Raw genomic sequence first — 26,994 nt, forward strand, 5'->3', positions numbered from 1 at the left:
AAATCATAAACTATGAACCAACTGAAATACAAAAGAATCCTCTTAAAATTGAGCGGCGAAGCCTTGAATGGCGGAGATAAAAGCCAGATTATTAATACAGACATCCTTGCACAGTATGCAAAGGAAATTAAAGCCGTTGTCGATGCAGGCTGTCAGGTAGCAATTGTGATAGGCGGTGGAAACATTTTTCGTGGCGCAAGCGCCAATTCAGGTATTGAACGTGAGCAGGGCGACTACATGGGAATGATGGCTACCGTAATTAACGGGATGGCTATTCAAAGTGCTTTAGAGTCAATCGGATTAGTAACCCGATTACTTTCGGCTATCAAGGTAGAGCAGGTAGCAGAGCCGTTTATCCGTCGCAGAGCTATTCGCCATCTCGAAAAAGGAAGAGTAGTGATTTTGGGAGCAGGTACAGGTAACCCATATTTCTCTACCGATTCGGGCGGTGCTTTAAGAGCCAATGAATTAGGGGTAGATTTATTATTAAAAGGCACAAGTGTAGATGGGGTTTACACAGCCGACCCACGCAAAGATTCGTCAGCTACCCGTTATAAGCAGATAAGCTATGATGAGGCCATTAATAAAAACCTGAAAATAATGGACCTGACAGCCTTTGCCCTTTGTAAAGAAAACAAAATGCCAATTGTAGTTTTTGACATGAACCAGGCAGGAAATCTGATGAAAGTAGTAACAGGCGGAGATATCGGAACCTTAGTAAGCGAATAATAATCATTGAATAAATGTATTGAACTCTAATTTACCTGATTTAATAACTGCTTTGATTATTTAAATTTTAAGAACCTGATTAAATAATTAAAAATATCTATCCTTTAAGAATTAGTATAATCAGGTTAATCAGTCAAATTAGCGTTCAGAACAATCACTCAATTTAAACATAATATGGAAGAAATAGATCTTGTAATTGATATGTCGAAAGACACGATGGAACGTGCCTTGAAGCATACCCAGATTGAACTATCAAAAATCAGAGCCGGAAGAGCCAGTACAACCATGCTCGATGGTATCATGGTTGAATATTATGGTGTGCCTACACCTTTGAACCAGGTTTCGTCAGTAAGCACCCCTGATGCACGCACCATTTCTATCAAGCCCTTTGAAAGAAAATTAATCGGTGATTTAGAGCGTGCCATTATTAACTCAAACCTGGGTTTATCACCGGCCAATGATGGTGAAGTTATCCGTTTGAATATCCCGCCATTAACAGAAGAGCGTCGCCGTGATTTAGTAAAAAGAGTAAAGTCTGAAATTGAGGTAGCTCGTGTAAATATCCGTAAGGTACGTCAGGAAGCGAACGAAGAATTAAAGAAAATTCAAAAGGACGGTGGCTCAGAAGATGAGGTGAAAAAAGCAGAAGAAAGAGTACAAAAACTGACTGACAGCTATATTCAGAAAGCTGAACAGTTAATGGCTGAAAAAGAAAGAGATATTATGAGTGTGTAATCAGAAATTATGTTATTCCAATAAACAGGAAGCCTGCCATTGGTAGGCTTTTTTGTTTGAGGTCTATAGAATTTATCCCCCCAAAAATACCATTACCCAATTTCATCTGTTTACTTTGCATAAAATTAACGTGTCTTTGTCAATGAATCTCGATCCGGAAATAAAGCCCTCTGAAAGATTATTTAAAAAATTCCCTTTTACACCCACACCCGGACAAGCGAAATTGTTTGAATTGATGAATGAATTTATTCTGAATGAAGAAAAATTCAGAGATGTATTCTTGCTGAAAGGCTATGCAGGTACCGGAAAAACTACGTTTATCAATACCTTAATCAAGGTTTTAAGAGAGTTTGGTTATAAATCGGTGTTGATGGCTCCAACCGGGCGGGCCGCTAAAGTGATGTCGGGCTATGCCAAAAAGAACGCCTTTACAATCCACAAAAAAATCTATCGGCAAGTTGAAAATACTTATACAGGCACGCTTGTTTTTGAACGTATGAAAAACAATAGTGAGGGAACAGTGTATATTGTTGATGAAGCCTCGATGATTTCTGACGAAAGAGATTTTGGTACAAATAGCCTGCTACATGATCTGTTAGATTATGTGTTTGAACAGGATACCAACAAGCTCCTGCTCATTGGTGATGAAGCCCAGCTTCCACCCGTAAAAATGGCAGTAAGCCCTGCCCTGAATGCCGACCACCTGAAAAACCGCTATCATACAGATTTAACCGAGCATTGCCTCACCGAAGTCATGCGCCAGGAACAGCAGTCGGGTATATTATTCAATGCTACCGAACTCAGGAAATTGTTAGACGTTGAAAATCCCGCTATCCGTTTATCAACCGGAGGCTTTAGCGACTTTTATAAAATGAGTGGCGACAGGCTGGAAGATGGCCTTCGTTATGCCTATGATAAATATGGCCGTGAAAATACAACAATTATAACCCGCTCTAATAAAACGGCTGTGCAGTATAATCGTTATATCAGAAATACCATTAATTATTCCGAAAACGAGATAGAAAACGGCGATATGCTGATGGTGGTTCGGAATAACTATACCATTTTAGGAGAGGATTCAAAAGCAGGGTTTCTTGCCAATGGTGATTTTGTAGAGGTAGTGAAACTACGAAAAGAAGAAGAGATGCACGGTTTCAGGTTTGTCAATGCCACCTTACGCTTGGTAGACTATCCTGATGAACCTGAATTTGATTCAAAACTCATTCTGAATACGCTTTATTCCAATGCCCCAACCCTCACACCAGAAGAAAACAAGGCTTTGTATGAAAGTGTAATGAAAGATTATTTCTGGGTAAAATCGAAGCGGGAACGGCAGGAAATGCTGAAAGCCGACCCTTATCTGAATGCCTTGCAGGTAAAGTTTGCCTACGCACTCACCTGTCATAAATCACAAGGGGGGCAATGGGATGCCGTATTTGTAGACCAGGGATACTTACCTGAGACACAGATTGATAATGACTTTATACGGTGGCTTTATACGGCTATTACCAGGAGCGTAAAGCAGGTTTTTCTGGTTAATTTTAATAAAGATTTTTTTGAGTAATTGTTGATAACTATGGGTAGAAATCATAAAAAACACGGCAATTATAAAGATAAAAAGGCTTTTACCTCGCCTGGAACACTCGTTTATGTTGGCAAAGAAGTAGCCGAAGATACAGTTATTAAATTGGTTGAATTTAATGAAGAGTTTTATCAGGAAAAAATTATCAAGGTTCTTAATGATTGTAAACCTGCGCTAAAAGATACTAAAGTGACCTGGCTCGATGTCGATGGAATACATGAAGTGCCGGCAGTTGAAGCCATAGGCAAGCATTATCAGTTGCATCCACTATTGCAGGAAGACGTATTGAATACAGAACAGAAACCAAAATTAGAACACTTTGGTGATAAACACCTGTTTACGATTCTGAAAATGTTACAGTTTAATCCGGTATTAAACCAGATTGAATCAGAACACGTTGGACTTATTCTTGGTGAAAGCTTTGTGATCAGTTTTCAGGAAATTCATAAAACAGATGTATTTGCTCCAGTTTTTGTAAGATTAAAGGCATCTATAGGGAAAACCCGTAAAGGTAAAGCGGATTATCTTTTCTACTCGTTCTGTGATTTGATTGTCGACAACTATTTTGTGGTATTAGAGAAATTCGGAGAAAAACTGGAAGAACTTGAGGTGAAAATTATTGATAAACCTGAAACTACAGACCAGACACTCCTGTATCGTTTTAAAAGAGAGTTAATGACAGTTCGTAAAGCCGTCTTACCCCTGAGAGATATGTTTGGTACACTTATCAGAGAAGATTCTCCACTCATTCAGGCAAGCACCAATGTATATCTGAGAGATGTGTACGACCACGTTCTGCAAATATTGGATACTATTGAAACCTACAGGGAAATGATTGAGAATATCCAGAATATTTACCTGACAAGCCTTAGCAATAAAATGAATTCTGTCATGAAAACGCTTACGGTTTTCACGGCTATCTTTATGCCGCTTACTTTTATTGTAGGTATCTACGGAATGAATTTCGACAATATGCCTGAGCTACATCATCAGCATGGCTATTTTTATACATTAGGCCTGATGGTGATGATAACCATTGTACTTTGGGTATATTTTAAATGGAAGAAATACGTTTAGTCACTAACTGCATCTAACATGGCACCTGTTAGTAAAGCATAACACGCAGTCCAGGCAGTCTCTACCTCCTTATTCCAGTCTTTACCCAAACCTTTACTGATGGTCCACAATAAGGCTTTGCCTACATCTTCATAATGTTTGGGTTTTACACCATAGCCTATATGTCTTTCAGCTAATTGCCTGATATCTTCGCTTACCTCATCTAATCGGTCCAGCCTGCTTACAATCAAATCGAGCATATCGATTAATTTCTTAGCCTGTACTTCTTTCGGAACCTGAAACATTTTACGCAATGAGGGTTCTTTCAAAAACAAACGGCTATAAAATACATCTCCTAACAAGGTAGGGTCAACTCCCTGTAAACTCCTCCAGGTACTTTTAATCATTCTTACTTGCTCGTTTGTCATACACCACAAATTTTTTGCCTAAAGTTTAAGATTTTCAGTCTTTAATCCTAATCAAACTTATTGAACCAGCGAAAAAATGGGTCGAAAGGTAGCGATAGAGAGATAAATCGTAAAGGTCTCCTTTCAATAATTCCGGCCTTTCCATACCAATCGGGTAGGTAGAAAATAACCCATCAGTTGCAGAAACCAGAACACGTACATATAAGCAGTATAAACAGGAATATATCTGAATAAACGCAGTTGACCCAATCGGACAAAAATCTGATAGCCTAATAAGACGTTAACCAGTAAATTAAATCCAACAACGATGAATGGAATCTGCCATACAAAAAAGCTGACAGTAATTAAGATGGGTAGCGCAAAACCCTGCAATAAGGCCGGATAAATCAGAATTGACCCGGTAGAAATCCCTCCGGCTACCCATCTTTTGCGCTGTTCAAAATAGTTGGGCGGGGGTTTGGTAACTGTCATAACAGAAGCGTCAAACCCCTGTTTAAAATCAAAACCTTTGTCAATAATCGCTTTGTACAGGGCATAATCTTCTACTATCGAAAACCCGATGGTTTCATAACCACCTACAGCCCAATAGGCATCTTTTGTAACCATCATATTATTACCCATACCTGTAGAGGGTAAACGATACTCGGTCATGGTTTTCATTAATTTAAGAGCAAATAACCATTCAATAGCCTGGCATGCTTCAAACCAGTTATCATTCTTTACTAAAGTAAGCCCTGTGGCCACACCTGCTTTTTTATTCGATCCGGGGGTATGTATGAGCGCAAGCATTTTTTCAAGCCAATCCGGGGGTACTTCTACATCAGCATCTGTCAGCGCAAAGTATTCTCCTGTGGCATGATGCGCCAATTGGGCCAATACATTGGCTTTACCTCTTAATCCAGCTATACTTTTTTCAATAGTCAGTACCTTAAACATACTTTTTTCAAGCTCACTCAAAGCAGCTATAAAATCCTCAGTTAATTCAGCAGTTTTATCAGTCGAACCATCGTTCCCGATTAATATCTGTGTTTTTTCCTTAGGGTAGCTCAGGCAACTGAGCGAGCGTAATAAATCAGGTATGTTGTTTTCTTCATTGCGGGCTGCAATCAGGATACTTACTTTTGGTGCATTCATGCATTTAATCTCTGATACTGGCAGAAATCTTTTTAAAATCGGCCAATAAATTTTTGTATTCCGAACTCAACGACCAGCACAAAATCTGGTAATAATAGCCTTTGGTTTCTACATATGTTATCAGGTAGGTAATTTTAACTTCAAGGTCATCTTTTTCTTTAAAGTTTACACTGAGTTCAGACTGATAAAATTTATTGCCATTTATTTCAAACTCCGTGGCTTTAGACTCTACAGGGTCATTTTCTTCACCTTTCAGGTGTTTGATGTTGTCGTCATGAAAATCTTTTAAGGAAGCAAACTTGATTCCTTTCATTTCTAATTCTTCTTTGGAGTCGTCGATGATAACAAGATAGGCATTTTTGGCAGAATTGATGTATTGCATTGTAGCTACATCATTTAGTGTTACCGATTTTGTCATATAATCAGGTACTGACACATGATAGATATGACCTGCTTTTTGTTCTGTGAATTTAGTCTGGCTATACGCCTGAAATGTGGTTATGATTGATAACAACGTTATTAAAACCTCTTTTGTTATTTTCATGATAAAAGCTGTTTATGGTTCTAAATGAATATACAGTATAAATGTTTTGCTCAATTATTGTGCAAAAGGCATTTAAATTGATTGAAAACGAAATTCTCTTTCAGAAAAGTATTCAAGAAATCTTGGCAAAACAAAACTCATGTTTTTGTTTGCCTTGATACTATCATGAAAAACTACAATTGAACCGTTCTCTGTATATTTTAAGGCTTTTGTTAAGACGGTCTCCGGCAATAAATGGGCATCATAGTCGGCAGTCAGCACATCCCACATAATAATGTCATATTCAGGTAGCAAGTCCCTGACCTGACTACGTTTAATCCGGCCATAAGGTGGTCTGAAAAGCTTTTTGCTGTTTTGTGCTTGTATTATTTTATTACTAATTTCTGTATCACATTGTTTTATATTAGATAAATATTCCTCGTTTCTGGTATCCCAGCCTTTCAGATGATTAAAAGTATGGTTGCCGACTGTATGCCCTTCGTTAATAACTTTTTCAAAAATAAATGGGTGTTTCCTGATATTATCGCCAATACAGAAAAAGGTAGCTTTGGCATTGAACCTGCCTAAAGTTTCCAGAACAAACTCTGTTATTTCAGGAACCGGACCATCGTCAAAGGTCAGATAAATGGTCTTCTCCTGTCTGTCTTTTCTCCAGACAAAATCAGGATACAAAGCCCGCATAAGAAAGTTTGTTTTGTGAAGAATCATTGGGTGATTTCTACTAAAAAGTGTTTTCGCCTGATAAATCAGTCCTTCGGTGATAGTTGGATAAAATACCATAGGAATGCACTATATTTTGCCGACTTAGGTCGGTATTATATAAACGCTATCTTTGTTATCTTACAACAGCGAATTTATTCGCTGTCTCTCAGATTTTCTAATTTAGAATGAAAATTTTAAATAAGTTTTCCCAAATTTCCCTAAATTGCAAACAATAAAATAGCCGGATTCTTACTACTGCTGGTCATTTTTTATAGTCCACTAATAAACAATTGTATGAATCATTTTCTGCGTATATGTCTACTTGTTTGTATGGCTGCTCATGCAAGCGCACAAAACAAACCTCTCAGTAACCGGATTGCCAATTATACGATTGACGTTGTATTAGATGCCGATAAAAAAACACTGAAAGGAAAAGAAATACTGGTTTGGAAAAATACTTCGACTGATAATATTTCAGAGCTGCAATTTCATCTATACCTCAATGCCTTCAAAGACAAGAATTCAACGTTTATGAAAGAGTCAGGGGGGCAATTGCGTGGCGATATGATTGATGCCTCTGAATCTATTAATTTTGGGGCAATTTCTATTGAATCTATGCAGGTACACAATGGCGAAACCCTGACAAAAAAGATCAGATTTATACAAACCGACGACCTCAATGAAAATGACAAAACCGTTATCAGTGTACCACTCAGCAAACCTTTAAAGCCTGCTGAAAGCATTACATTAGATATAAACTTTACTGCCAAACTACCCCAGATATTTGCCCGCACAGGTTTTGCCGATAATTATTTTTTAGTTGGGCAGTGGTTTCCTAAAATTGGTGTCTACGAGCCTGCCGGAGTACGCTATGCTATCAAAGGCCAATGGAACTGCCATCAGTTTCATGCACACACTGAGTTTTATGCCGATTTCGGTACATACAAAGTTAGCATGACTGTCCCAGAAGATTTTCAGGTAGCTGCAACAGGTGTTTTTCAGAGCGAAGTACCTCATACCAATAACACCAAAACAATTACCTATATGGCAGAAGATGTACATGATTTTGCATGGACAGCTTCGCCAAGATTTGTTATCAGCGAGCGGCAATGGAAACACGTGAAGATAAAGGCGGTAATGCAACCGGAGCATTCAGGTTCTACCGAACGCTACTTTCAGGCGGCTATTACGGCCTTAACCTATTTCGAGAAAAACCTTGGTAAATATCCCCATAAGGTTTTAAGTCTGATTGACCCGCCTATAAATGGGGCAGGTTCAGGGGGTATGGAGTATCCTACCTTTATTACCTGCGGTACATCATGGGGCCTACCTGAAGGGTTGAGATTTCCAGAAATTGTAACGGTTCATGAGTTTGGGCATCAGTATTTTCAGGGAATGTTGGCTACCAACGAGTTTGAAGAATCGTTTTTAGATGAAGGCTTCAATCAATATTATGAGGGTAGAATAATGGATGAAAACTATACACCAGGTGCCCAGGTCAATTTTTTAGGCTTTACTATCAATGATATGGAGACCTCAAGGATCAGCTATACTACTATGAAAAACCCTAAAATTACAGAGATATTTCGTAATGCATGGCAATATCCTAAAGGTACTTATAGTATTATGACCTATACCAAAACAGCTACCTGGCTTAGAACTTTAGAGAATATGATAGGCCGTAGCACTATGGACGAAGTAATGCAAACCTATTTTATCAGGTGGCGTTTCAAACACCCCTGCGTCAGAGATTTTATTAATGTCGTTAACGAAATAGTACCTGAGCGAACTGGAAACAGGTTTGGAGATGATATGAACTGGTATTTTGAGCAAGTGCTCTATAAAGCTCCTGTGCTTGACTATGCCTTGAAATCATTGAGTAATGCTGAAAATGGCAGCTCGGTTATGGGGCAGTTTACAGTAGAACGTTTGGGTGATATGATATTGCCAACTGAAATTTCAGTCTGGTTTGCTGATGGTAAGCAGGAAATAATACCATGGAATGGTAAGGAAAAATCAAAGACTTATAAATTTGATAAAGCCATTAGTGCAGTAAAAGTTGACCCACAGAATAAACTCTTATTAGACCTGAATTTTAACAATAACAGCAAAGCCATCGAGCCATCTACGCTGGCATTTAAAAAGTATGCCATGAAAATCATGTTCTGGATACAGAATATGATGCAGTGGATGGCAAGCATGGCGTAGAGGGATTGAGTGAATTAGTGATTGAGTGATTATTTTAATGATGAATTAGTGAATAGTGAATTAGCGAATAATAGCAGTCTCAACATTTTGCCCACTCAATCACTCACTCACACAATCACTCAATATATTCACCCCAACCTGATGATTAATGAATAATTTGAAAGTATCAACCGCTCAGTTTGAAAACAAAAGCGGCGATAAAGCCTACAACCTGTCTGTTATCGATAAGTTAGCCGGAAAAGCATCTCGTGAGGGTTCACAGGTTATTGCTTTTCATGAATGTTCAGTTACGGGCTACACCTTTGCTATGCCCTTTACCAAACCGCAGATGCTATCAATTGCTGAGCTGATTCCTGATGGTGAGAGTATTCAGCAATTGATAGCCATTGCCAGGAAACATGATATTGTAGTGTTAGCAGGCCTTTTTGAAAAAGACAATGAAGATAACCTGTTTAAAGCCTATGTATGTGTAGATAAGCATGGGCTCATAGCCAGATACCGTAAGCTACACCCTTTTATCAATGCACATATCACACCAGGCAATGAATACTGTATATTTGAAATTCATGGCTGGAAATGCGGTATTCTGATTTGCTATGACAACAACGTGATTGAGAATGTAAGAGCTACTACACTATTAGGTGCCGATATTATTTTTATGCCACACGTAACCATGTGTACGCCATCTACCCGTCCGGGGGCAGGATTTGTTGATCCTAAGCTGTGGGAGAACAGAGAGATAGACCCGACTTCGTTACGGCTGGAATTTGATGGCATGAAGGGAAGAGGCTGGCTGATGAAATGGTTACCAGCCCGAGCTTATGACAATGCTATCTATGCTATTTTCTCAAACCCGATTGGTATGGATGCCGACCAGCTGAAAAACGGCTGTTCGATGATAGTAGACCCTTTTGGTGATATAATAGCCGAATGCAGAACTTTAGGCGATGATTTTGTAACAGCAACACTTACACCTGAAAAACTGACACAAGCTGGTGGATACCGTTATAAAAAAGCCCGTAGACCTGATTTATACAGAGACATTATCGGACAGCAACACCTTTCAGAACAGAAAGTTGTCTGGTTGAATATGGATAAATAGAACATAATGAATGATTCCTGTATGCAACCCAGACACATTCATAACAAAGAAGTAGTCTACGTTTCAGCTCCCTCTAATCTGGGGCTTAAGTGCATGCCTTATGCCGATAAAGATGGGCCGGGTGCAAGAAAAGCAACCTTGGTTTTCGAGAAACTTTTATTCAGAGAAAGACTCAATATCAGCCAGTCATATACAATCGTTCCTCCGGTTTATATAGGTAAAATTGACGCTGAAACAGGTATAAGAAATCTGCCAGATTTGATTAATTATAGCAGGCAACTGGCTGAGATGATTAAAGAAATCGTAGAGAATAATCAATTTCCGATTGTGATTGGCGGCGATTGCAGTATTCTGATTGGAAGTATGCTGGCACTAAAAAAGGCTGGTAATTATGGTTTGTTACATATAGATGGGCATACCGATTATGCCATTGCTAAAATCAGTTCATCAACTGGTGGAGCAGCAGGCATGGACTTGGCGATTGTTACAGGCATAGGAGATAACGCCATTACAAATATAGATAACCTGAAACCTTATGTAACCGAAGTCAATACTGCCCAGTTCGCTAACCGCTGCTATGATAAAACTTTTAATGGTAATTTTTATAATACAGATATTTTCAGTGCTGATTTGCCTTTACTCCGCCAAAAAGGAATTATTCAGACTGCCACTGAATTTATCAAAAAACTACAGAAAAATAATGTAGAGGGAGTCTGGCTGCACGTCGATGCAGATGTATTGGATAGCGAAATTATGCCTTCGGTTGATTCCCCGCAAGAAGATGGTTTATCTTATACTGAACTGAAAACCCTACTGAAAACCTTTCTACAGTCAGGGCTCGTAACAGGGTTTCAGTTAACCATTTATGATCCTGACCTGGACTCTGACATGAGTATCGGAAAAAGACTGGTTGATGAACTGGTAAACTTGTTCAGTCAGATTTAACCTTCTAACATCGCAAGAAATTCAGCTTCTGAAATCATTTTCACATTCAGTTTCTTGGCTTTTTCGAGTTTGGAAGAACCCGGTTTATCGCCAACAATCAGATAATCTAACTTGCCTGATACACCACTTACTACTTTACCGCCATTGGCTTCAATTTTAATTTCCAATGCTTCCCGCTCAAAATTCTCGAATGTTCCGGTATATAGAAATGTCTTGCCGGTAAGGGCATCGCCTTCTATCTCTTTTACTTCGTTTTGTGCGGTGAGTTGTAGCCCTGCTGCGCGTAGTCGTTCTATGAACTGAAGGTTATCTTCATTCTGAAAGTACTCTAATACACTCAGGGCAATTTTATCGCCTATTTCAGGGGCAGTTCTGAGTTCTTCGTAGGGCGCATTTTTTATGGCATCAATATTCTTGAAAAAACTTGCCAGTTTTTCAGCAACGGTTGCCCCTACATAGCGGATTCCAATGGCAAAAAGCACTTGCTTAAATGGCATTTCTTTCGATTTCGCAATACCATCTAATATATTCTGCACGGTCTTCTCTTTAAACCCGATTTTCTTGACCTTGCCTGTTTCCTTATCTTCAATTACTTTTTCCAGGCCAAATAGCTGTTCGTAGGTAAGGCTATATAAATCTGCGGCATCGTTTATAAGACCTTTTTCATAAAGCAATTCTATTTTCCCTTCGCCCAGGCTATCAATATTCATCGCCTTCCGGTGGATAAAATGCTCTATTCTGCCTCTGATTTGTGGCGGACATCCCTTTTCATTCGGGCAGTAATGATTAGCCTCTCCCTCTTTTCTATATAGTTCAGCACCGCATTCAGGACAGTTAGTCGGGTATTCAATCTTTTGTGTGTCAAACATACCTCTTCTGGCAAGGTCAACACCTGTTACCTTTGGAATAATCTCTCCGCCTTTTTCTACAAAAACAGTGTCACCAATTCTTAAGTCCAATCGCTCAATTTCATTTGCATTGTGTAATGAAGCTCTTTTTACTGTAGTACCTGATAAATGAATGCCTTTATTATTCAGTTTTTCGTTGTCTAATTCTGCTACGGGTGTAATAGCTCCTGTGCGGCCTACCTGATAAACTACTCCACGTAAAATAGCCAGTTTCGACTCCGCCTTATATTTATAGGCAATCGCCCATCGTGGACTTTTCGCTGTATAACCCAGTTCCTCTCTTTGGGCAAAAGAATTAAGTTTTATTACAATGCCATCAGTCGCCAACGGCAAAGAGTAACGTTTTTCTTCCCATTCTTTAATATAAGCCATTACATCCGTAATGGTGGAGCATCTGCGCCATGTTTGCGATACATTAAAACCTAATTTTTTTAAAGCTATCAGGCTTTCTTCATGTGTGGCAAAAATCTCCTGATCGGCCAGAAACTGATAAATATAAGCATCTAAACCTCTACGGGCTACTTCTTTAGAGTCCTGCAATTTGAACGTCCCTGATGCTGCATTCCGCGGATTGGCATAGCTTTCTTCACCGGCTTCTTCAGCATCTTTATTCATTTTCTCGAACGAAGCAAAAGGCAGAAATCCCTCACCACGCACTTCAAAAATAGCTGGGAGCGCAATCCCTTCTTTCGGGTTTACTTTCAAAGGCAGGCTTCTGAGCGTTTTAACATTAGTCGTAATATCATCTCCTCTCACACCGTCGCCTCTGGTTACTCCTCTCACAAAAATCCCGTTTTCAAACGTCATAGAAAGAGATATTCCATCAAACTTCTGCTCACAAATATACTCATAGTTTTCTCCGTTAAGCCCCTTCCTTACGCGCTCATCGAAATCAATCAGTTCCTGTTCGCTGTAAGTATTTGCCAATGAAAGCATCGGGTATCTGTGGGCAACGCTTGCAAAGCTTTTGGTAATGGCACCACCTACCCGGTGTGTTGGCGAATCGGGTTGTTTTAAATCAGGATATTCAGCTTCAAGGCTTTCTAATTCTTTTAAAAGGAAATCAAATTCCTGATCAGAAATCTCTGAAACACTATCTATATAGTAGCGTTCATTATAATAATTAAGCTTTTCAGTTAGTTCAATAATTCTGTCGGCCGGATTCATTTTGTATGTGGGTATATGAGTAGAAATAAGGTTTGATTGATTGTTCAAATTTAGAAGAAATATTCAAGGAAATTAAAGTGTCGGCGAATAAATTCCCGGCCTTTGATAACCCGAGAGATATTTAACGAATCTCCAGGCTTAAGACCCCATAAATGAAAATAAAATAATTATTTTAGTAACCGATACAGGGCGAACCATTTCCTTTAATGAAATTATCAGTGAAATGTACTGATAATATTTTTTAAACCTCATATTCATTCACATAGCTGCCAATCTGTATCTTTGCAAAATTTTGTATGATGCCTGATGATTGACAACACACAGGAAATAGCTAAAAAATTTTATGGCAACCGGATACGGATACGGGTTTGCGGTATTTGTATCGAAAACAATCAGGTGCTTATGGTGTGTCATAAGGGTGTAATAAATGACAAAGACGTATGGTTACCACCCGGAGGAGGTATGGAAGAAGGGGAAACGGTTAAACAAGCATTGAGAAGAGAGTTTCTGGAAGAAACGGGTTTTGAGATTGAGGTAGAAAACTTTTTATATAAAAGAGAGTTTATTCATGTGCCCCTACACGCAATCGAGCTTTATTTTAATGTCAGAATTCTTTCAGGAGAATTAATCAAAGGAACAGACCCGGAGATAAATGCAGATGCCCAGCTAATAAAAGAGGTAAGATTCATACCTGTGCAAAACAGGGATTTTTTACAGAAGATGTATATTTAGCGATAAATTCTTAGGAAATCGTATAAATTTTATTAAAATTGTCAGGGAAACAACAATTTGTTTAGGAACAACCAAATCCAACAATAAACTTGGAGGCCACAATTACCCATATTTCACCAAGCTTTGAAATAAAAGACGACCGCTTTGACGTAGGTCAGATAGCTGATAGCCATCTGATGATTGAAGTGGGGCATGACCGTTTTCGCTTCACCGTCTATAGCTCTATTCATCATGTAATAATGTGGCTGGAAGATTACCATGTATTTTCATTATTGACCCATAATCAATTATTAAGTACCGTCAAGCGTATCTATCAGAATCACCAGTTTTTATCTGCCAATTATTGGAAAACTATCAGGCTGACAGTAAATTCCAATCATTTTACGTTGATTCCTGAAGAATATTATCAATCCGACGAAGTGGTGCGATACCTCAATTTTGCCGCAGGAAAGAATCTGACCGACCAGGAGCAGATATTTGAGTTTAAGCATACACATTTTGGTATTATGAATGTTTTCAGTGTAGAAAAGGAATTGGTAAACTGGATAAAGGAGATGTACCCGGCAAAGAAAATTACGCCGATACCTGTTATAAGTACTTTAATAGAAGGAATCGTAAAGGATAAAACCAATCGTGGACTGCATCTGTATTTTGAAGAAAACTATGTTTCACTGATTTACTTTCAGGATGATAAACTGCATTTCTGTAATCGTTTCCAATATCGAACAGCTCCTGATATGGTGTATCATGTGCTGTTTATTATGAACGAGTTAGGGCTTGAAACCGAAATGCCGGTGGTATTTTATGGTGAAATCACCTCTTTTTCTGAAGGTTATACCTTATTGAACAAAACACTTAAAAATATTGAATTTGCAAAAAATCCTACAAAAATAAGATTCAGCCAGTACTTTGAGCAAATTCCCGAGCACCGCTATTATACATTATTCTGTTCTTATTATTTGTATTAAGTACAACAATAAAAGCTTATTTATCTCTAACCCAAACACGCATTTCATGAAAAAAACAGCTTTTTTCCCCGGGTCATTCGATCCGTTCACCAAAGGCCATGCAGATATTGTTAAGCGCGGATTAAAGCTTTTTGATGAAGTGATAATTGGCATTGGTACTAATACGCAGAAGAGCCGCTATTTTCCGCTTGAATTGATGACAGTAAAAATTAAGGAAGCATTTGATAAGGCAGATAATATCAGTATTATTTCTTATGATGGCCTGACCGCCAGTATTGCCCAGAAGTACGGAGCAAGGTTTCTACTGAGGGGTCTAAGAAACACCACCGACTTTGAATATGAAAATACAATTTCGCAGGTAAACAGGCATCTGATAGCCGACTTAGAGACCGTTTTCCTGATTACTTCTCCTGAATTAGCGCCTATCAGCTCAACCATTGTGAGAGAATTACACAAGTTTGGCGCGAAGGTAAATGATTATTTGCCTTACAACTTGGAATAAAATGCTTGTCCGAAGCGTTTTTAGTTCTAAGCTTAAAATGCTAATTTTGTAGATTCATTTTTAAATCAGGCGTGCTTGTACGCTCCACTCACAATGAAAAAACTATTTGTTGTTCTTGCCATAGTCTCATTTGTTTTTGCCTGTAAAGACAAAAAAGAAGAGCCCGTAAATGCTTCCGCTAAAATTCTTACGGCTAATTTCTGGAAGTTAGATCGTTTTACTGATCCAACTGGTAAAACTTTAGGGCAAAATGAACTAAGTTCTCAGGCTCAGGCTATTTTCGACTTGGAGTTTGAGTTTCGCTCAGATAACGTAACTCGTGGTAGAGATAAAGCTTCAAAACAGATTAAAAATGCCGGAAGCTGGTATCTGAAAAATGATAATAAGATATTAGATATTCAGATTATTGGTTTCGGTGGTGAATTTAAAATAATCGAATTATCGAATAATAAACTCATTTTGCAAGCCGAAAATAATAGCTTTATTAAGGCTTCTAGTACTGTCAATTTAGAGTTGGTGCCTTCTTTATAAGGTTACTTTACTTTTGTTTTTGTTAGCTATTTTTCTACAACATACACAGTGAATTTCTTTTCTGAACCTATTATTACGGGGGCTACGGTTTTGTTGACCGATAGCCGTTTTGTTTCTCAACCCCAGCAGAGTATTTTCTTTGCCATTAAAGGAGAACGCCACGACGGACATAATTTTATTGAAGAACTTTATGAAAAGGGAGTCCGTGAATTTGTTGTTGAAAAAAAAGCTGCAAGCCCGGATCTTAATGAGCGTTTTGCAGAGGCTAAATTCTGGTTGGTCGAGAACGGCATCAGAGCCTTGCAGAATCTGGCGGCCGAACATCGGAGAAAGTACACTATTCCCGTGATAGGTATTACCGGGAGTAATGGCAAAACCATTGTGAAAGAGTGGTTAAGTACTTTATTAGCTAAAGACTATACGATTATCAAAAGCCCAAGGAGCTATAATTCACAAATCGGGGTGGGTTTATCGGTATGGCAAATGAACGAAAGTCATACGCTGGGTATTTTTGAGGCAGGTATTTCAAAGTCAGGTGAAATGGAAAACCTTGAGCCCATTATCAGCCCGAACATTGGGATATTTACCAATATAGGCTCTGCACATGATGAGGGCTTCAGAAGCCGCAAACAAAAAGTTACTGAAAAACTGCGTTTATTCCGCCGGAGCAAAACACTTATCTATTGCAAAGATTATGAAGAAATAGATGAAGAAATCAAGCTTTTATTGAGGGCAGTTAATCCAAGAATTGAACTTATCGGTTGGTCGAAACATCAGGAAAGCCCGATTAATGTCACTTTTACTAAATCGGCTACTTATACCACTTTAGCCATCAACTGGAATGCCGAAGAATATGAATTCAGGATTCCCTTTACGGATGATGCTTCTATCGAAAATGCGACACATTGTGTTTTTGCCAAATTGCTGTTAACCCCCAAAGGACAGGATTTAAGTATAACGTCAGAAGCCCTAATGGCTTTGAAACCTATTGCCATGCGCCTGGAGTTAAAACAGGGGATTAATGACTGTTACCTCATTGACGATACCTACAATAATGATTATGCAGGTTTGAACATGGCATTAAACTTCATGAGCCAGCATCACACCAAAGATCATAAGATATTAATCATCAGCGATTTACTGCAATCAGGTTTGAAAGAGATAGATTTATACAAGAGTATTGCCGATCTGGTAAAAGGGAAAGAAATAGATCAGTTAATAGGTATCGGTGAGGATATTTCAAGAAATGCCAGGTATTTTGATATTGATGCTATATTCTTCAGATCAACTGAAAATTTTTTAGAAGAATACCCTATAAACCAGTTTCACGATAGCCTGATTTTAGTAAAAGGAGCAAGAAAATTTGCCTTTGAAAAAATTGTTGAAAGACTCATTCAGAAAGTACATGGAACCGTATTTGAGATAAATTTAGATGCGCTGACACATAACCTGAATTTTTATCGTGGAAAAATAGGGAGCGATACCAGAATAATGGTAATGGTAAAAGCCTATGCCTATGGAAGCGGCAGCGCAGAAGTAGCCAGTTTGCTTGAATACCATCGTGTAGATTATTTAGGAGTAGCCTACCCGGACGAGGGAGTAGCTTTGCGCCAGAATGGTATAAAATTGCCTGTTATGGTACTTAACTCACAGCCTGAAACTTTCAGCAAACTAATTGAGTATGATTTAGAGCCTGAGATTTACAGTTTTCAGTTGTTTAAACGTTTTCAGGATTTCATCCGGTCATTTCCTGAGGTTACTTTCAAGATTCATATCAAGTTGGATACCGGTATGCATCGCCTTGGTTTTGAAGAGCAGGATATTGATAAACTGATTGAATTGCTCAAACACAACCCGGCTATTAAAATAGCCTCCATATTCAGCCATTTGGTTGGGGCGGATGAAAGTGAGCATAACGATTTTTCCAGATCACAGATAGAGCGTTTCAAACGTATGTCTGATAAAATCATCCAGGCGCTACCTTCTGGAGAAGCACCGCTTCGACATATCTGTAATTCAGCCGGAATTATCCGTTTTCCGGAAGCCCGATTCGATATGGTCAGGTTAGGCATCGGTTTGTATGGGGTTGAAGCAACAGGAACAGAACAAAAATCTTTGCAGACAGTAGGAACCCTGAAAACAATTATTTCTCAGATTAAACATCTGAAAAAAGGAGAGACAATTGGTTATAGCCGTAAAGGCATCTTAGAGAAAGACTCACGTATTGCCACTATTGCCATTGGCTATGCCGACGGTTTCGACCGGGGCTTTAGCAAAGGAGTAGGAGTAGTTTTGGTAAACGGAACAAAATGCCCTGTGATAGGTAATGTGTGTATGGATATGACCATGATTGACGTAACCGAAGCCAGATGCGAAGAAGGAGACGAAGTAATAATTTTTGGTAAAGACCTGCCAATTCATGAATTGGCTTCTTCTATCAGCACAATTCCTTATGAAATTCTGACGGGTGTCAGCGAGCGGGTAAAACGGGTATTTTATAAGGAATAAGCAATAGGGTTTGTAAAACAGTCCGAGACGTAACTATATTTGTAAAACCAAACATTTCAACCTAAGTGAAAAAAGTATCTTTAATTGTTCTCGCAACTTTCCTGTTCTTCACAGCTTTTCGTAGCGAAGATTTAAAACCTTATACCGAACACATACCCGGCCTTGGGCATGGGCTCGACATGATGCCAATCCCTGCCGGAGAATTTACAATGGGCAGCCCGGCCAATGAAAAAGACCGCAAAGACGATGAAGGTCCTCAGCATAAAGTGAAAATTGATGCTTTCTGGATGGCTAAGTATGAAACCTCATGGGAGATGTACGAGACCTTTTTTAATAAAGAATTAGAAGTAGCCGATGATAAAAATACAGCAGAAGTAAAAGGACGTGTAGATGTGGTGGCCCGCCCGACACAACCTTATGTAGAAATGTCGTTCGGTCAGGGCAAAGAAAGTGGTTTTCCGGTATGCAACGTAACCCAGTTTGCCGCAAGAGCGTTTTGTAAATGGTTATATGCCAAAACAGGACATTTCTATCGCCTGCCAACCGAAGCCGAATGGGAATATGCCGCTCGTGCAGGTTCTACTACAACATTTTATTTTGGTAATGATGCCTCGCAACTGAAAGAGTATGCCTGGTTCTATGATAATTCAGATGGTTCGTATAAGAAAGTAGGGCAGAAGAAACCAAATGCCTGGGGCTTATATGATATGTATGGCAATGTGGCCGAATGGACTTCCGATTTATATGTAGCTGATTTTTATGGAAAACCTGAAGCGGCTGATAACCCTTATATAAAACCAAGCAACCATTATCCGCATGTCATTCGTGGAGGTCACTGGGACGATGATCCCGATAAGCTACGTAGTGCAGCCCGTCGAACTTCAACACCTGATTTGAAACAACGTGACCCACAGATTCCAAAATCAGACTGGTGGTTGACCGACGCACCATTCTTAGGGTTCAGAGTGGTAAGACCATTAAAAGAACCGTCAAAAGAAGAAATAGAAGCCTATTTCGCTCGCCCACCAAAAGATATTCCTTGATAGGGCAATTATTTATTAATATTCCCAAAATATAGGTTTTTAATAAAGCACAAGGTAGAGACAAGGCATTGCCTTGTCTCTTTTTTTACATATATTGATCTTTATAGAAATTTTATTTTGTTCCTCTATCAACCTATATACTTTGTGCTTACCTTTGGTTTTTCTGTGAACTAATATGAGTACCGAACCCATTTTTTTCTTAAAAACTGCCGGATTCCTGCAAATTATTCTTTGTATCGGTAGCTTGGCTATTCCATATCTGCTTGACTGGAAAAGTGAATTAACTAAAGTCTCAAACCTGATAAAACAGATTTTCTGGACTTATGCCGGATACATCCTTTCGTTTAATCTGTTCTTCGGATTGATTTCATTTTGGGGAGCAGAGGCTTTGTTGGATAAGAGTTTCCTAACTAAATCAATCACCATCTTTATTTTTATGTATTGGTTGGTCAGAATCATCATTCAGTTTTTCTATTTCGATACTAAGTCTGCCCCTAAAGGATTAATCTATACACTTGGTGAAATTGGCTTAGTGGCTTTATTCGTATTTCTGACTGGGGTCTATGGTTGGGTTTCTTATCTAAACTTCCATTAAATGGCTCTCACTTACATAATATACTTCCTCATTTTCACTATTCCATTATGGGGGTATCTGATTCTGTTAAATACCAGAGTTAGCCCTACACTTTGTGGCTGGCTTATGGCAATAGGTTTCATTGGTCTGAAATACTTTTTTGTACCGGCAAACCCTCTGACAGCAATGTTTTTATACATAGTAAGCACTTTCTGGTCAATGAAACTGGTAGTGACAAATAACCATTTAGGCAAGGCAAATCGGCTGACATTTATCCAATGGCTTGTATTCAGTTATGGATGGTTTGGCATGAATCCTGCACCTTTTAAATCCTTTCCAGGCAAACCCTTTCCTGATTACATGGCTCATATCCTCAAAGGGATTTCAAGAATTATTATGGGCTTAGTCCTGATTACATCTGCTCGTCTGTACTATTTTAATACTGAGTGGAGTGTTGCGAACAATTATTTTGTAAATATCTGCTATCTCATAAGCCTGAGCCTGATTCTACATTTTGGAATATTGAATATCAATACCGGATTATTAAGAATGGCAGGCGTCAACGTGAGTACATTGTTTAATAAACCCATTAAATCAAAAACCTTACAGGAGTTCTGGAGCAGGCGATGGAATCTGGCATTTATAGAGTTAACAACCATTGCAGTCTTACGCCCATTGAAAAAGCGATACGGGCAAAAAGTTGCCTTCTGGACTTCGTATATTTTTTCAGGACTATTGCATGAATTGGCCATCAGTTTACCAGTAAATCATGGTTATGGAAAACCATTCCTTTATTTTATCATTCAGGCGGGCTTGATTCTGGGCGTAGAGAAATATGTCATTAACCCTGATACCGGGAAATTCAAAAGGTTATTATGGCTGCTACTCTGTCTTTTTGTGCCAATGCCAATCTTATTTCATCAGATGTTTATTAGTTGGATTGTTATGCCTTTAGTAGATTTACTGGCCTATAGAGGTTTCGATTTTGTAGTCATTATTTTTGAATAAAAGTAGGGACTTATGAATTCTGCCCCTACTGTCTATTATAACCTTTAGCCATTTTATGCTAATCTTTATCGACCACATAATTCAATTCCACAACCCCTGAATCAAATTGTCGGGTATTCAATAATTTCAGTTTTGTTTTATCTGCCACATTAGTAAACAACGGAATACCCTCTCCAAGAATAGTCGGATTAAGAAACAGCCAGTAGCCATCAATCAAACCCTGTTCAATAAGTGCATGAGTCGCTGTCGGGCTGCCAAAAAGCAGAATATCTTCCCCATCCTGTTGCTTTATTTCATTGATTCTATCCGAAACGTTGTCGCTGATAATGGTTGTATTACTTAAATCCGCTTCTTCCAATGTGTTTGATAAAACAATTTTATGAACTTTACTATACCATTTTGAATGGTCAATATCATGCTTGCTTGCGTTTGGTGCATCTCCTGCGGTAGGCCAGTAGCTTTCCATCATCTGATAGGTTACTCTTCCATATAATGCAGTGTCACCTTTGCTTATCCGCTTACCTACATAATCAAAAAGTTCCTCATCAACTTTTGCCCAGTTGAGTTCTCCGTTTGGCCCTGCAACAAAACCGTCGAGCGATATGTGCATAAATGAAATGAGTTTTCTCATATAGTTCTATTTTACTGTTTTCTATCGTTGTTTATAGGGTACTACTTTCTTTTCATAATACATATTCATTCGCTAATTCACGAGTCTTTATGCCATTGCGGTATGCTTCCGTTTCAGTATCAGGGCACTGATTAATGTTACGGCAAGGCCAATGGGTAAGATTTCCATATAAGTCAGTAAAATTACACCGATCGGAGTCTCATAGAGTTTAGCAGATTCTTCCATCATTTTAATTTGCTCCTTAATTTCGGCCGTACTGGCACCGTTCTCTTTGGCATCCTGTATTACATGTGTAGTATATTTTTCCATAAAATCCGGTACAAACATATAATAATCAACCAGCCATACAAGTACATAAATAGTTGAGGCAATCAGACTTATATACAGACCAATCCTGAACGCTTTGCCAAAAGAGATACTTCCGTTATTATATTTGTCTCTGTAATTTTTGACACCCACAAAAACCAGTGAAAACGCTAATAACATAGCGGCATATCCAACAACTATATTGCCATCGAAATTGCCCGAACTATAGCAATAACCAATAGAACATACCATAAATGTGGATACGATAAGCCCTGCTATCAATCCAAAAGTGAGAACGATTTTCTGCATGAGATTTGAATTTGTTTATGGCACAAAACTGAAATCTTCTACCCGGTTTTTACTCATACTTTCGGGTGATTTTACAAAAAAATAATAAATTTCACACTAAAGCATGAGGTATATCAAGGTATCAGGCTCAGCCTTTTGGCTTTTTCAACAGCCTGAGTTCTCCGCTTTACATCTAATTTCTCAAAAACCTTTGATGAATGCGTTTTGATGGTATTAAGAGATACAAAAAGTTTCAGAGCAATTTCCTGATTACTCAAGCCCGTGGCCATTAGTTCCAGTACTTCTAATTCACGTTTGCTTAAGCCTGATTCTATAAGGGCAGTTTCGTTTAGCTTAAATTCACTGGTGTTCTCAACCTGATGCACTCTTTCCACAACCTGTTCTACAACCTTGATTTCTACTTTGGGTTTGGTTAATTTAAGAGCAAGCCATATACCCAAACCTGTAAAAATAAGTGCAATGACTGCTATATATATTTCAAAGGCATGATTGAAAATAATCAGTCGTAATTGTAGCCACCGCATAACAAATAATAGTATTGCCAACGAAATACCATAAATAATAACATGCTTGTTGCGTATCAGGAAATTTAGAAGCATCTGTTTTAAAAATATCTTCCGATTTTAGGGTGCTCAACAATCAGTTTTTTAAGTTTCTGACTCTCAATACTACCTTGTAAAGAATAAATTATTTTACCACCGGGTTCAACCAGTAGCGTATAGGGCAAAGCTCCATTCCATTTAGGGTCTAAGGCTTCTATAAGTTTATAGGTATCATCTTCTTTGAAAATATAGTTTTTAACGCCCGAATGTTTGCTTTGCAGAAATTTAAGGGCTTTATCTTTTTTATCTGTTTTGTCAGCCGAAAGAGAAACAAACTCAAAATCTCGGGCACCATACATTCTTTGTAACTCCAGAAAATCCGGATATTCTAAAATGCAAGGCCCACACCAGGTTGCCCATACATTAATCAGCCTTAATTTATCAGAATCATTAGACACTAATTTTTTTATACCATCAGTATCTAATTCCTCTAAATTTACTGGCCTTGACTCCCAGTTTTTCTCATTTTTGGCTTTATATTCAGTATTCCACGCCCATTTTACCGAGCAGCCGAAAGTCTTGGTTGTCGGAGTAGCCACTTCTTTACCTGCCAGAGTTGCATCAATGGCCGCTCTTAAATCTTCTGCATTGGCCTGGCCTGGTTTTTCAATGCCATCCAGGCGTCCGTTGTATTTCAATATTCTCTGGCTATCAAACACAAAAGCATGAGGTGTTGCCACAGGCCCGTATTTAATAGATGTAGCTTCTGTATCACCATCGTATAAATAAGGAAAATTAAAGCCTTTGTCTTTGGCTCTTATCGCCATATTCTCGTAATCATCATTCAGGTCAGTATAACCTAATTCTTCAAACAATAATGAAATTGGGCTGTTAGGAGAGATGGCCACTACCGATACTCCCTTGCTTCTATAATCAGTTACAATGGCTTTTATACGGTCTTCATAGGCTTGTGCTGTAGGGCAGTGCGTACAGGTAAAAATAATGACCAATACTTTGGCAGACGCAAAATCCTTCAAAGAATAATACTTGCCGTCAGCGGCGGGTAAGCTGAAATCAGGGGCTTTTGAACCTATGGCTAAAGTAGGTGTCGGTTGTTTCGGAACAGCTTGTGGATCGGCTACAAAGGCAGTCTGTGCAGAAGACAGACTACCAGTAATTATCAATAAGATAGCAAAAAATGTTTTCATAGATGTAATAGTAGATAGGTAGAATTGTTAACCAAATTTACCAATAAATTGATTGGTTTTCAAAATTATTAAACCTGAGAGTCTCAGATTTTCTTCTAAAAAACGTTATAATTTCAATAAATGCCCTAAATTTGTTTTCTTAAACATTTCAACTCGTATAACCTCACAAATACATGAACTCAAACTTTTCTCGCCGGGATTTTGTAAAGGCTTCTGCGGTAGTTGCAGGCGGCCTGTCGGTAACAAGCCTGCCATTTGATTCTCACGCTAACTCATCGGTTGATGATACCATCAAGGTAGCGTTAATTGGTTGCGGTGGTCGTGGTACTGGTGCTGCTATGCAGGCACTTTCTGTAAAAGAAAATGTAAAATTAGTAGCAATGGCTGATGCTTTCCGCGACAGAGTTGACTCTTGTTATAAAAACCTTACTACCGAAAAAGAAAATAGTAAAAGCAAAAGTGTAAAAAGCCGTGTTGATGTGCCCGAAGACCATAAGTTTGTTGGCTTCGATGGCTACAAACAAGCCATTGCACTGGCTGATGTAGTGATTCTGACAACCCCTCCGGGTTTTCGCCCTATTCATTTTGAAGAAGCTGTGCGTCAGGGTAAACACGTTTTTATGGAAAAACCTGTCGCTACTGATGCCCCCGGTATCCGCCGTGTATTGGCCGCCGCCGAAGAATCTAAAAAGAAAAATCTGAAAGTAGTGGTAGGTTTGCAACGCCATTATCAGAAATCATATCTTGAAACCTATAAAAAGGTAATTGACGAAGGGGCAATTGGCGATATAGTAGCTGCTCGTTGTTACTGGAACAATGATGGTGTTTGGGTAAACGAACGTCAGCCCGGACAAACCGAAATGGAATACCAGATGCGTAACTGGTACTATTTTGTATGGCTTTGCGGTGACCATATAAACGAACAACATATTCATAATATCGACGTAATCAATTGGTTCAAAGGCGGGTATCCGGTTGAAGCCGTAGCGATGGGCGGACGCCAGGTGAGAACAGATAAGAAATTCGGTGAAATTTATGACCACCACTGTGTAGAATATAAGTATGCCGATGGTATGGTCTTAGCAAGCTATTGCCGCCACCAGCCAGGTACAGTTTCTGATGTGTCAGAGCATCTGGTAGGTACCAAAGGACGCGCCACTGAAGGTAAAATATTTGATCTGAAAGGTAACAGTATCTGGAGACATAAAGGCGAAGGAGACAAAAACCCTTATCAGGTAGAACACGATGTATTATTTGATTGTATTGTAAACAATAAGCCTATCAATGATGCTGAAAGAGGGGCACATAGCACTCTGACAGCTATCATGGGCCGTATGGCAAGTTATTCGGGCAAACGTGTGAAATGGGAAGACGCACTAAACTCTGAAATTAATTTGATGCCTGATAAATATACCTGGGATACCCTGCCAAAAACTTTACCTGATAAAGATGGCTGGTATCAGATTCCACAGCCAGGCAAAACCAAAGCCGTTTAAATTCGGGATAAACAACAAAAAACCTGCAATTCTCATTGCAGGTTTTTTGTTTACCTCTTCAGGCTTTGATTATTGCTTCACTAATTCGCCACTCAGACGCAATAACTGCAATTCTGAAATCTTGATATTATAACGCGCATTCGTCAGGCGGTTCAATGAAGTGTTGAGGCTACGTTGAGCTTCGTTAATCTCCAGAATAGTTGAACCTCCTAATCTGAATTTCTCTAACGAAATTCTCATGTTTTCGTCAGCTACCTGGTTGTATTCTTCCTCTAATTTCAGAATCTCCTTATCAGTCTGGTACTGATTGTAAGCTCTTACCAAATCATTTTCCATCTGTGTAATCCAGTCCTGCTCCTGCGTTCTGGCAATTTCAGTATTGATTTTCGTAGTCTGAATCTGTCTGCGGGTAATTTGTCCATTAAAAATATTCCAGGTTAATCCTATGCCCGTATTCAAACCATAGTTCTGGTTGTATAAGAAGAGTCCGGCATTGGTTTTACTCAACGAATATCCCAAAGACGAGTTAAGGGTTACTCTCGGCAATTTAAGGGCTTCTGCCTCTCTTTGCTGAATCAGGGTAATATCGGTAGCTTTTCTAAGAGCCTGAAGGGTTTTATTAGCTGTTCTGGCTCTGTTTCTTAAATCTTCCTGTGAGGGGTCAAAACTCAGAGCTACCACTTCCTGCACGTCAAAGTCCATATTAGGCTCTCTTGCCAACAGGTTATTCAATGTAACTTTAGCATTCCGGAAATCAGTTTTTGCCTGTACCAATAAACTGGTTTGAGTACCTAAATCTGTTTTTGATTGCAGATAGTCTAATTTAGAGCCCTTTCCGAACTGCCAGCGTTGGTCTGTAATGTTCAGTCGTTCCTCATAATATTTAATAATAGTTTCGAGAAATCTGACAGTCTGTTTCTGACGCATTATTTCATAATATGCTGCCATTACATTAGCCATTGTATTCTCCATGGCTATACGGGTCTGAATCTGGCTTAACTGGCTTTGGTTTTTCAATCGGTCATAAACAGCATACATACGTTTGCCATCATAGAGTGTCCAGGTAAAGGCCACGTTTGCCGAAGGCGTCAGATTTGTACCGAAACGGTTGGTTTCATTACCGTTTGCTAATACCTGCTTTACTTCATTAAAAGCTGTTCCGGCATTAGAGTTGAGATCAACGCGTGGCAACATACCAGCATTTCCTTTAAAAACTTGTGTTTCAGCAACTGTTTGTTGCAACTGGGCAATTTTTACATCATAATTTTTTTCAAGTGCAATACTGACAGCATTCTCGAGGGTTAGTATTTCTTGGGCAATGGATGTTTGGGCAATGAATAATAGAAGAATAAAATAATTTTTCACGTCGTTGTATTTTAACTTAGTTTCATAGAAA

At 38.8% G+C, this 26,994-nt stretch carries 26 protein-coding genes; 16 read left to right on the forward strand and 10 right to left on the reverse strand.

Going from position 1 to position 26,994, the window contains the following annotated elements:
• Positions 1-12 precede the first annotated feature (12 nt).
• From pyrH to corA, 4 genes are all read left to right on the forward strand, one after another.
• Positions 13-729 carry a UMP kinase gene (gene pyrH, locus H1R81_RS00265; RefSeq protein ID WP_181838663.1) on the forward strand — a complete coding sequence of 239 codons (717 nt, stop codon included), beginning with the start codon at positions 13-15 and terminating at the stop codon, positions 727-729.
• 174 nt (positions 730-903) lie between these two features.
• Positions 904-1,464 (forward strand): ribosome recycling factor, encoded by a 561-nt coding sequence (frr, locus tag H1R81_RS00270; RefSeq protein WP_181838664.1) that lies wholly within the window; start codon positions 904-906, stop codon positions 1,462-1,464.
• A gap of 142 nt (positions 1,465-1,606) precedes the next feature.
• Positions 1,607-3,028: an ATP-dependent RecD-like DNA helicase gene (locus tag H1R81_RS00275; protein WP_181838665.1), complete on the forward strand. Its 1,422-nt coding sequence runs from the start codon at positions 1,607-1,609 to the stop codon at positions 3,026-3,028.
• A 12-nt stretch (positions 3,029-3,040) separates the two neighbouring features.
• Positions 3,041-4,123: a magnesium/cobalt transporter CorA gene (gene corA, locus H1R81_RS00280; protein ID WP_181838666.1), complete on the forward strand. Its 1,083-nt coding sequence runs from the start codon at positions 3,041-3,043 to the stop codon at positions 4,121-4,123.
• Here corA and H1R81_RS00285 read toward each other — a convergent pair.
• From H1R81_RS00285 to H1R81_RS00300, 4 genes are all read right to left on the reverse strand, one after another.
• Positions 4,120-4,530 (reverse strand): globin domain-containing protein, encoded by a 411-nt coding sequence (locus H1R81_RS00285; protein ID WP_181838667.1) that lies wholly within the window; start codon positions 4,528-4,530, stop codon positions 4,120-4,122. The two genes, corA and H1R81_RS00285, sit on opposite strands and share 4 nt — an antisense overlap.
• A 123-nt stretch (positions 4,531-4,653) precedes the next feature.
• Entirely contained in the window at positions 4,654-5,664 is a 1,011-nt protein-coding gene (locus tag H1R81_RS00290; protein ID WP_181838668.1) for a glycosyltransferase, read from the reverse strand.
• Between the two features lie 4 nt (positions 5,665-5,668).
• Positions 5,669-6,208, reverse strand: coding sequence for a hypothetical protein (locus tag H1R81_RS00295; RefSeq protein WP_181838669.1), 540 nt, complete (start codon positions 6,206-6,208; stop codon positions 5,669-5,671).
• A gap of 72 nt (positions 6,209-6,280) precedes the next feature.
• Positions 6,281-6,916, reverse strand: coding sequence for a polysaccharide deacetylase family protein (locus tag H1R81_RS00300; protein ID WP_181839965.1), 636 nt, complete (start codon positions 6,914-6,916; stop codon positions 6,281-6,283).
• A gap of 288 nt (positions 6,917-7,204) precedes the next feature.
• Between H1R81_RS00300 and H1R81_RS00305 the strand changes: the two genes are divergently transcribed.
• The 3 genes from H1R81_RS00305 to H1R81_RS00315 all read left to right on the forward strand — a co-directional run bounded on the left by H1R81_RS00305 (position 7,205) and on the right by H1R81_RS00315 (position 11,165).
• Positions 7,205-9,118: a M1 family metallopeptidase gene (locus tag H1R81_RS00305; protein ID WP_181838670.1), complete on the forward strand. Its 1,914-nt coding sequence runs from the start codon at positions 7,205-7,207 to the stop codon at positions 9,116-9,118.
• Between the two features lie 148 nt (positions 9,119-9,266).
• Positions 9,267-10,220: a nitrilase family protein gene (locus tag H1R81_RS00310; protein ID WP_181838671.1), complete on the forward strand. Its 954-nt coding sequence runs from the start codon at positions 9,267-9,269 to the stop codon at positions 10,218-10,220.
• 21 nt (positions 10,221-10,241) lie between these two features.
• Entirely contained in the window at positions 10,242-11,165 is a 924-nt protein-coding gene (locus H1R81_RS00315) for an arginase family protein (RefSeq protein WP_181838672.1), read from the forward strand.
• On the opposite strand, the gene ligA is transcribed toward H1R81_RS00315, so the two are convergent.
• Positions 11,162-13,240: an NAD-dependent DNA ligase LigA gene (gene ligA, locus H1R81_RS00320; protein WP_181838673.1), complete on the reverse strand. Its 2,079-nt coding sequence runs from the start codon at positions 13,238-13,240 to the stop codon at positions 11,162-11,164. The two genes, H1R81_RS00315 and ligA, sit on opposite strands and share 4 nt — an antisense overlap.
• 306 nt (positions 13,241-13,546) lie before the next feature.
• Here ligA and H1R81_RS00325 point away from each other — a divergent pair, with 306 nt between their 5' ends.
• The 8 genes from H1R81_RS00325 (at position 13,547) to H1R81_RS00360 (ending at position 21,106) form a co-directional block, all read left to right on the forward strand.
• Positions 13,547-13,972 carry an NUDIX domain-containing protein gene (locus H1R81_RS00325; protein WP_181838674.1) on the forward strand — a complete coding sequence of 142 codons (426 nt, stop codon included), beginning with the start codon at positions 13,547-13,549 and terminating at the stop codon, positions 13,970-13,972.
• 89 nt (positions 13,973-14,061) lie between these two features.
• Positions 14,062-14,940, forward strand: coding sequence for a DUF3822 family protein (locus H1R81_RS00330; protein ID WP_181838675.1), 879 nt, complete (start codon positions 14,062-14,064; stop codon positions 14,938-14,940).
• 46 nt (positions 14,941-14,986) lie between these two features.
• Complete coding sequence (coaD, locus tag H1R81_RS00335; protein ID WP_181838676.1) at positions 14,987-15,442, forward strand: pantetheine-phosphate adenylyltransferase; 456 nt, start codon at positions 14,987-14,989, stop codon at positions 15,440-15,442.
• A gap of 93 nt (positions 15,443-15,535) precedes the next feature.
• Positions 15,536-15,973 (forward strand): hypothetical protein, encoded by a 438-nt coding sequence (locus tag H1R81_RS00340; RefSeq protein WP_181838677.1) that lies wholly within the window; start codon positions 15,536-15,538, stop codon positions 15,971-15,973.
• 48 nt (positions 15,974-16,021) lie between these two features.
• The gene (locus tag H1R81_RS00345; protein WP_181838678.1) at positions 16,022-18,481 is read left to right on the forward strand and encodes a bifunctional UDP-N-acetylmuramoyl-tripeptide:D-alanyl-D-alanine ligase/alanine racemase; all 2,460 of its coding nucleotides are present in this window, start codon (positions 16,022-16,024) and stop codon (positions 18,479-18,481) included.
• Positions 18,482-18,546: 65 nt separating this feature from the next.
• Entirely contained in the window at positions 18,547-19,524 is a 978-nt protein-coding gene (locus tag H1R81_RS00350) for a formylglycine-generating enzyme family protein (protein WP_181838679.1), read from the forward strand.
• Positions 19,525-19,699: 175 nt separating this feature from the next.
• The gene (locus H1R81_RS00355; RefSeq protein WP_181838680.1) at positions 19,700-20,119 is read left to right on the forward strand and encodes a hypothetical protein; all 420 of its coding nucleotides are present in this window, start codon (positions 19,700-19,702) and stop codon (positions 20,117-20,119) included.
• On the forward strand, positions 20,120-21,106 hold the full coding sequence (locus H1R81_RS00360; protein WP_181838681.1) for an MBOAT family protein: 987 nt from the start codon (positions 20,120-20,122) through the stop codon (positions 21,104-21,106).
• 58 nt (positions 21,107-21,164) lie between these two features.
• Here H1R81_RS00360 and H1R81_RS00365 read toward each other — a convergent pair whose 3' ends face one another.
• The 4 genes from H1R81_RS00365 to H1R81_RS00380 all read right to left on the reverse strand — a co-directional run bounded on the left by H1R81_RS00365 (position 21,165) and on the right by H1R81_RS00380 (position 24,102).
• Positions 21,165-21,737, reverse strand: coding sequence for a dihydrofolate reductase family protein (locus H1R81_RS00365; RefSeq protein ID WP_181838682.1), 573 nt, complete (start codon positions 21,735-21,737; stop codon positions 21,165-21,167).
• An 87-nt stretch (positions 21,738-21,824) separates the two neighbouring features.
• On the reverse strand, positions 21,825-22,352 hold the full coding sequence (locus H1R81_RS00370; protein WP_181838683.1) for a DUF4199 domain-containing protein: 528 nt from the start codon (positions 22,350-22,352) through the stop codon (positions 21,825-21,827).
• A gap of 113 nt (positions 22,353-22,465) precedes the next feature.
• Positions 22,466-22,951, reverse strand: a complete 486-nt coding sequence (locus H1R81_RS00375) for a LuxR C-terminal-related transcriptional regulator (RefSeq protein ID WP_181838684.1) — start codon at positions 22,949-22,951, stop codon at positions 22,466-22,468.
• A gap of 5 nt (positions 22,952-22,956) precedes the next feature.
• Positions 22,957-24,102 carry a redoxin family protein gene (locus tag H1R81_RS00380; protein ID WP_181838685.1) on the reverse strand — a complete coding sequence of 382 codons (1,146 nt, stop codon included), beginning with the start codon at positions 24,100-24,102 and terminating at the stop codon, positions 22,957-22,959.
• Between the two features lie 173 nt (positions 24,103-24,275).
• Here H1R81_RS00380 and H1R81_RS00385 point away from each other — a divergent pair, with 173 nt between their 5' ends.
• Positions 24,276-25,598 carry a Gfo/Idh/MocA family oxidoreductase gene (locus H1R81_RS00385; RefSeq protein ID WP_181838686.1) on the forward strand — a complete coding sequence of 441 codons (1,323 nt, stop codon included), beginning with the start codon at positions 24,276-24,278 and terminating at the stop codon, positions 25,596-25,598.
• A gap of 69 nt (positions 25,599-25,667) precedes the next feature.
• On the opposite strand, the gene H1R81_RS27695 is transcribed toward H1R81_RS00385, so the two are convergent.
• A complete protein-coding gene (locus tag H1R81_RS27695; RefSeq protein WP_181838687.1) occupies positions 25,668-26,963 on the reverse strand; it encodes a TolC family protein in 1,296 nt (431 codons plus the stop codon).
• Positions 26,964-26,994 lie beyond the last annotated feature (31 nt).

The sequence above is a fragment of the Emticicia sp. BO119 genome, from assembly GCF_013912375.1.
Taxonomy (GTDB): domain Bacteria; phylum Bacteroidota; class Bacteroidia; order Cytophagales; family Spirosomataceae; genus Emticicia.

Excerpts from the sequence above, each read along its gene's own strand:
- H1R81_RS00385 (WP_181838686.1), top strand. The coding sequence starts at position 24,276 with ATGAACTCAAACTTTTCTCGCCGGGATTTTGTAAAGGCTTCTGCGGTA.
- H1R81_RS00360 (WP_181838681.1), top strand. The coding sequence starts at position 20,120 with ATGGCTCTCACTTACATAATATACTTCCTCATTTTCACTATTCCATTA.
- H1R81_RS00380 (WP_181838685.1), bottom strand. The coding sequence starts at position 24,102 with ATGAAAACATTTTTTGCTATCTTATTGATAATTACTGGTAGTCTGTCT.
- H1R81_RS00315 (WP_181838672.1), top strand. The coding sequence starts at position 10,242 with ATGCAACCCAGACACATTCATAACAAAGAAGTAGTCTACGTTTCAGCT.
- H1R81_RS00310 (WP_181838671.1), top strand. The coding sequence starts at position 9,267 with ATGAATAATTTGAAAGTATCAACCGCTCAGTTTGAAAACAAAAGCGGC.
- H1R81_RS00375 (WP_181838684.1), bottom strand. The coding sequence starts at position 22,951 with ATGCTTCTAAATTTCCTGATACGCAACAAGCATGTTATTATTTATGGT.
- H1R81_RS00365 (WP_181838682.1), bottom strand. The coding sequence starts at position 21,737 with ATGAGAAAACTCATTTCATTTATGCACATATCGCTCGACGGTTTTGTT.
- H1R81_RS00355 (WP_181838680.1), top strand. The coding sequence starts at position 19,700 with ATGAGTACCGAACCCATTTTTTTCTTAAAAACTGCCGGATTCCTGCAA.
- H1R81_RS00295 (WP_181838669.1), bottom strand. The coding sequence starts at position 6,208 with ATGAAAATAACAAAAGAGGTTTTAATAACGTTGTTATCAATCATAACC.
- pyrH (WP_181838663.1), top strand. The coding sequence starts at position 13 with ATGAACCAACTGAAATACAAAAGAATCCTCTTAAAATTGAGCGGCGAA.
- coaD (WP_181838676.1), top strand. The coding sequence starts at position 14,987 with ATGAAAAAAACAGCTTTTTTCCCCGGGTCATTCGATCCGTTCACCAAA.
- frr (WP_181838664.1), top strand. The coding sequence starts at position 904 with ATGGAAGAAATAGATCTTGTAATTGATATGTCGAAAGACACGATGGAA.
- H1R81_RS00290 (WP_181838668.1), bottom strand. The coding sequence starts at position 5,664 with ATGAATGCACCAAAAGTAAGTATCCTGATTGCAGCCCGCAATGAAGAA.
- H1R81_RS00305 (WP_181838670.1), top strand. The coding sequence starts at position 7,205 with ATGAATCATTTTCTGCGTATATGTCTACTTGTTTGTATGGCTGCTCAT.
- H1R81_RS00300 (WP_181839965.1), bottom strand. The coding sequence starts at position 6,916 with ATGATTCTTCACAAAACAAACTTTCTTATGCGGGCTTTGTATCCTGAT.
- corA (WP_181838666.1), top strand. The coding sequence starts at position 3,041 with ATGGGTAGAAATCATAAAAAACACGGCAATTATAAAGATAAAAAGGCT.
- H1R81_RS00325 (WP_181838674.1), top strand. The coding sequence starts at position 13,547 with ATGATTGACAACACACAGGAAATAGCTAAAAAATTTTATGGCAACCGG.
- H1R81_RS00285 (WP_181838667.1), bottom strand. The coding sequence starts at position 4,530 with ATGACAAACGAGCAAGTAAGAATGATTAAAAGTACCTGGAGGAGTTTA.
- H1R81_RS00370 (WP_181838683.1), bottom strand. The coding sequence starts at position 22,352 with ATGCAGAAAATCGTTCTCACTTTTGGATTGATAGCAGGGCTTATCGTA.
- ligA (WP_181838673.1), bottom strand. The coding sequence starts at position 13,240 with ATGAATCCGGCCGACAGAATTATTGAACTAACTGAAAAGCTTAATTAT.
- H1R81_RS00340 (WP_181838677.1), top strand. The coding sequence starts at position 15,536 with ATGAAAAAACTATTTGTTGTTCTTGCCATAGTCTCATTTGTTTTTGCC.
- H1R81_RS00275 (WP_181838665.1), top strand. The coding sequence starts at position 1,607 with ATGAATCTCGATCCGGAAATAAAGCCCTCTGAAAGATTATTTAAAAAA.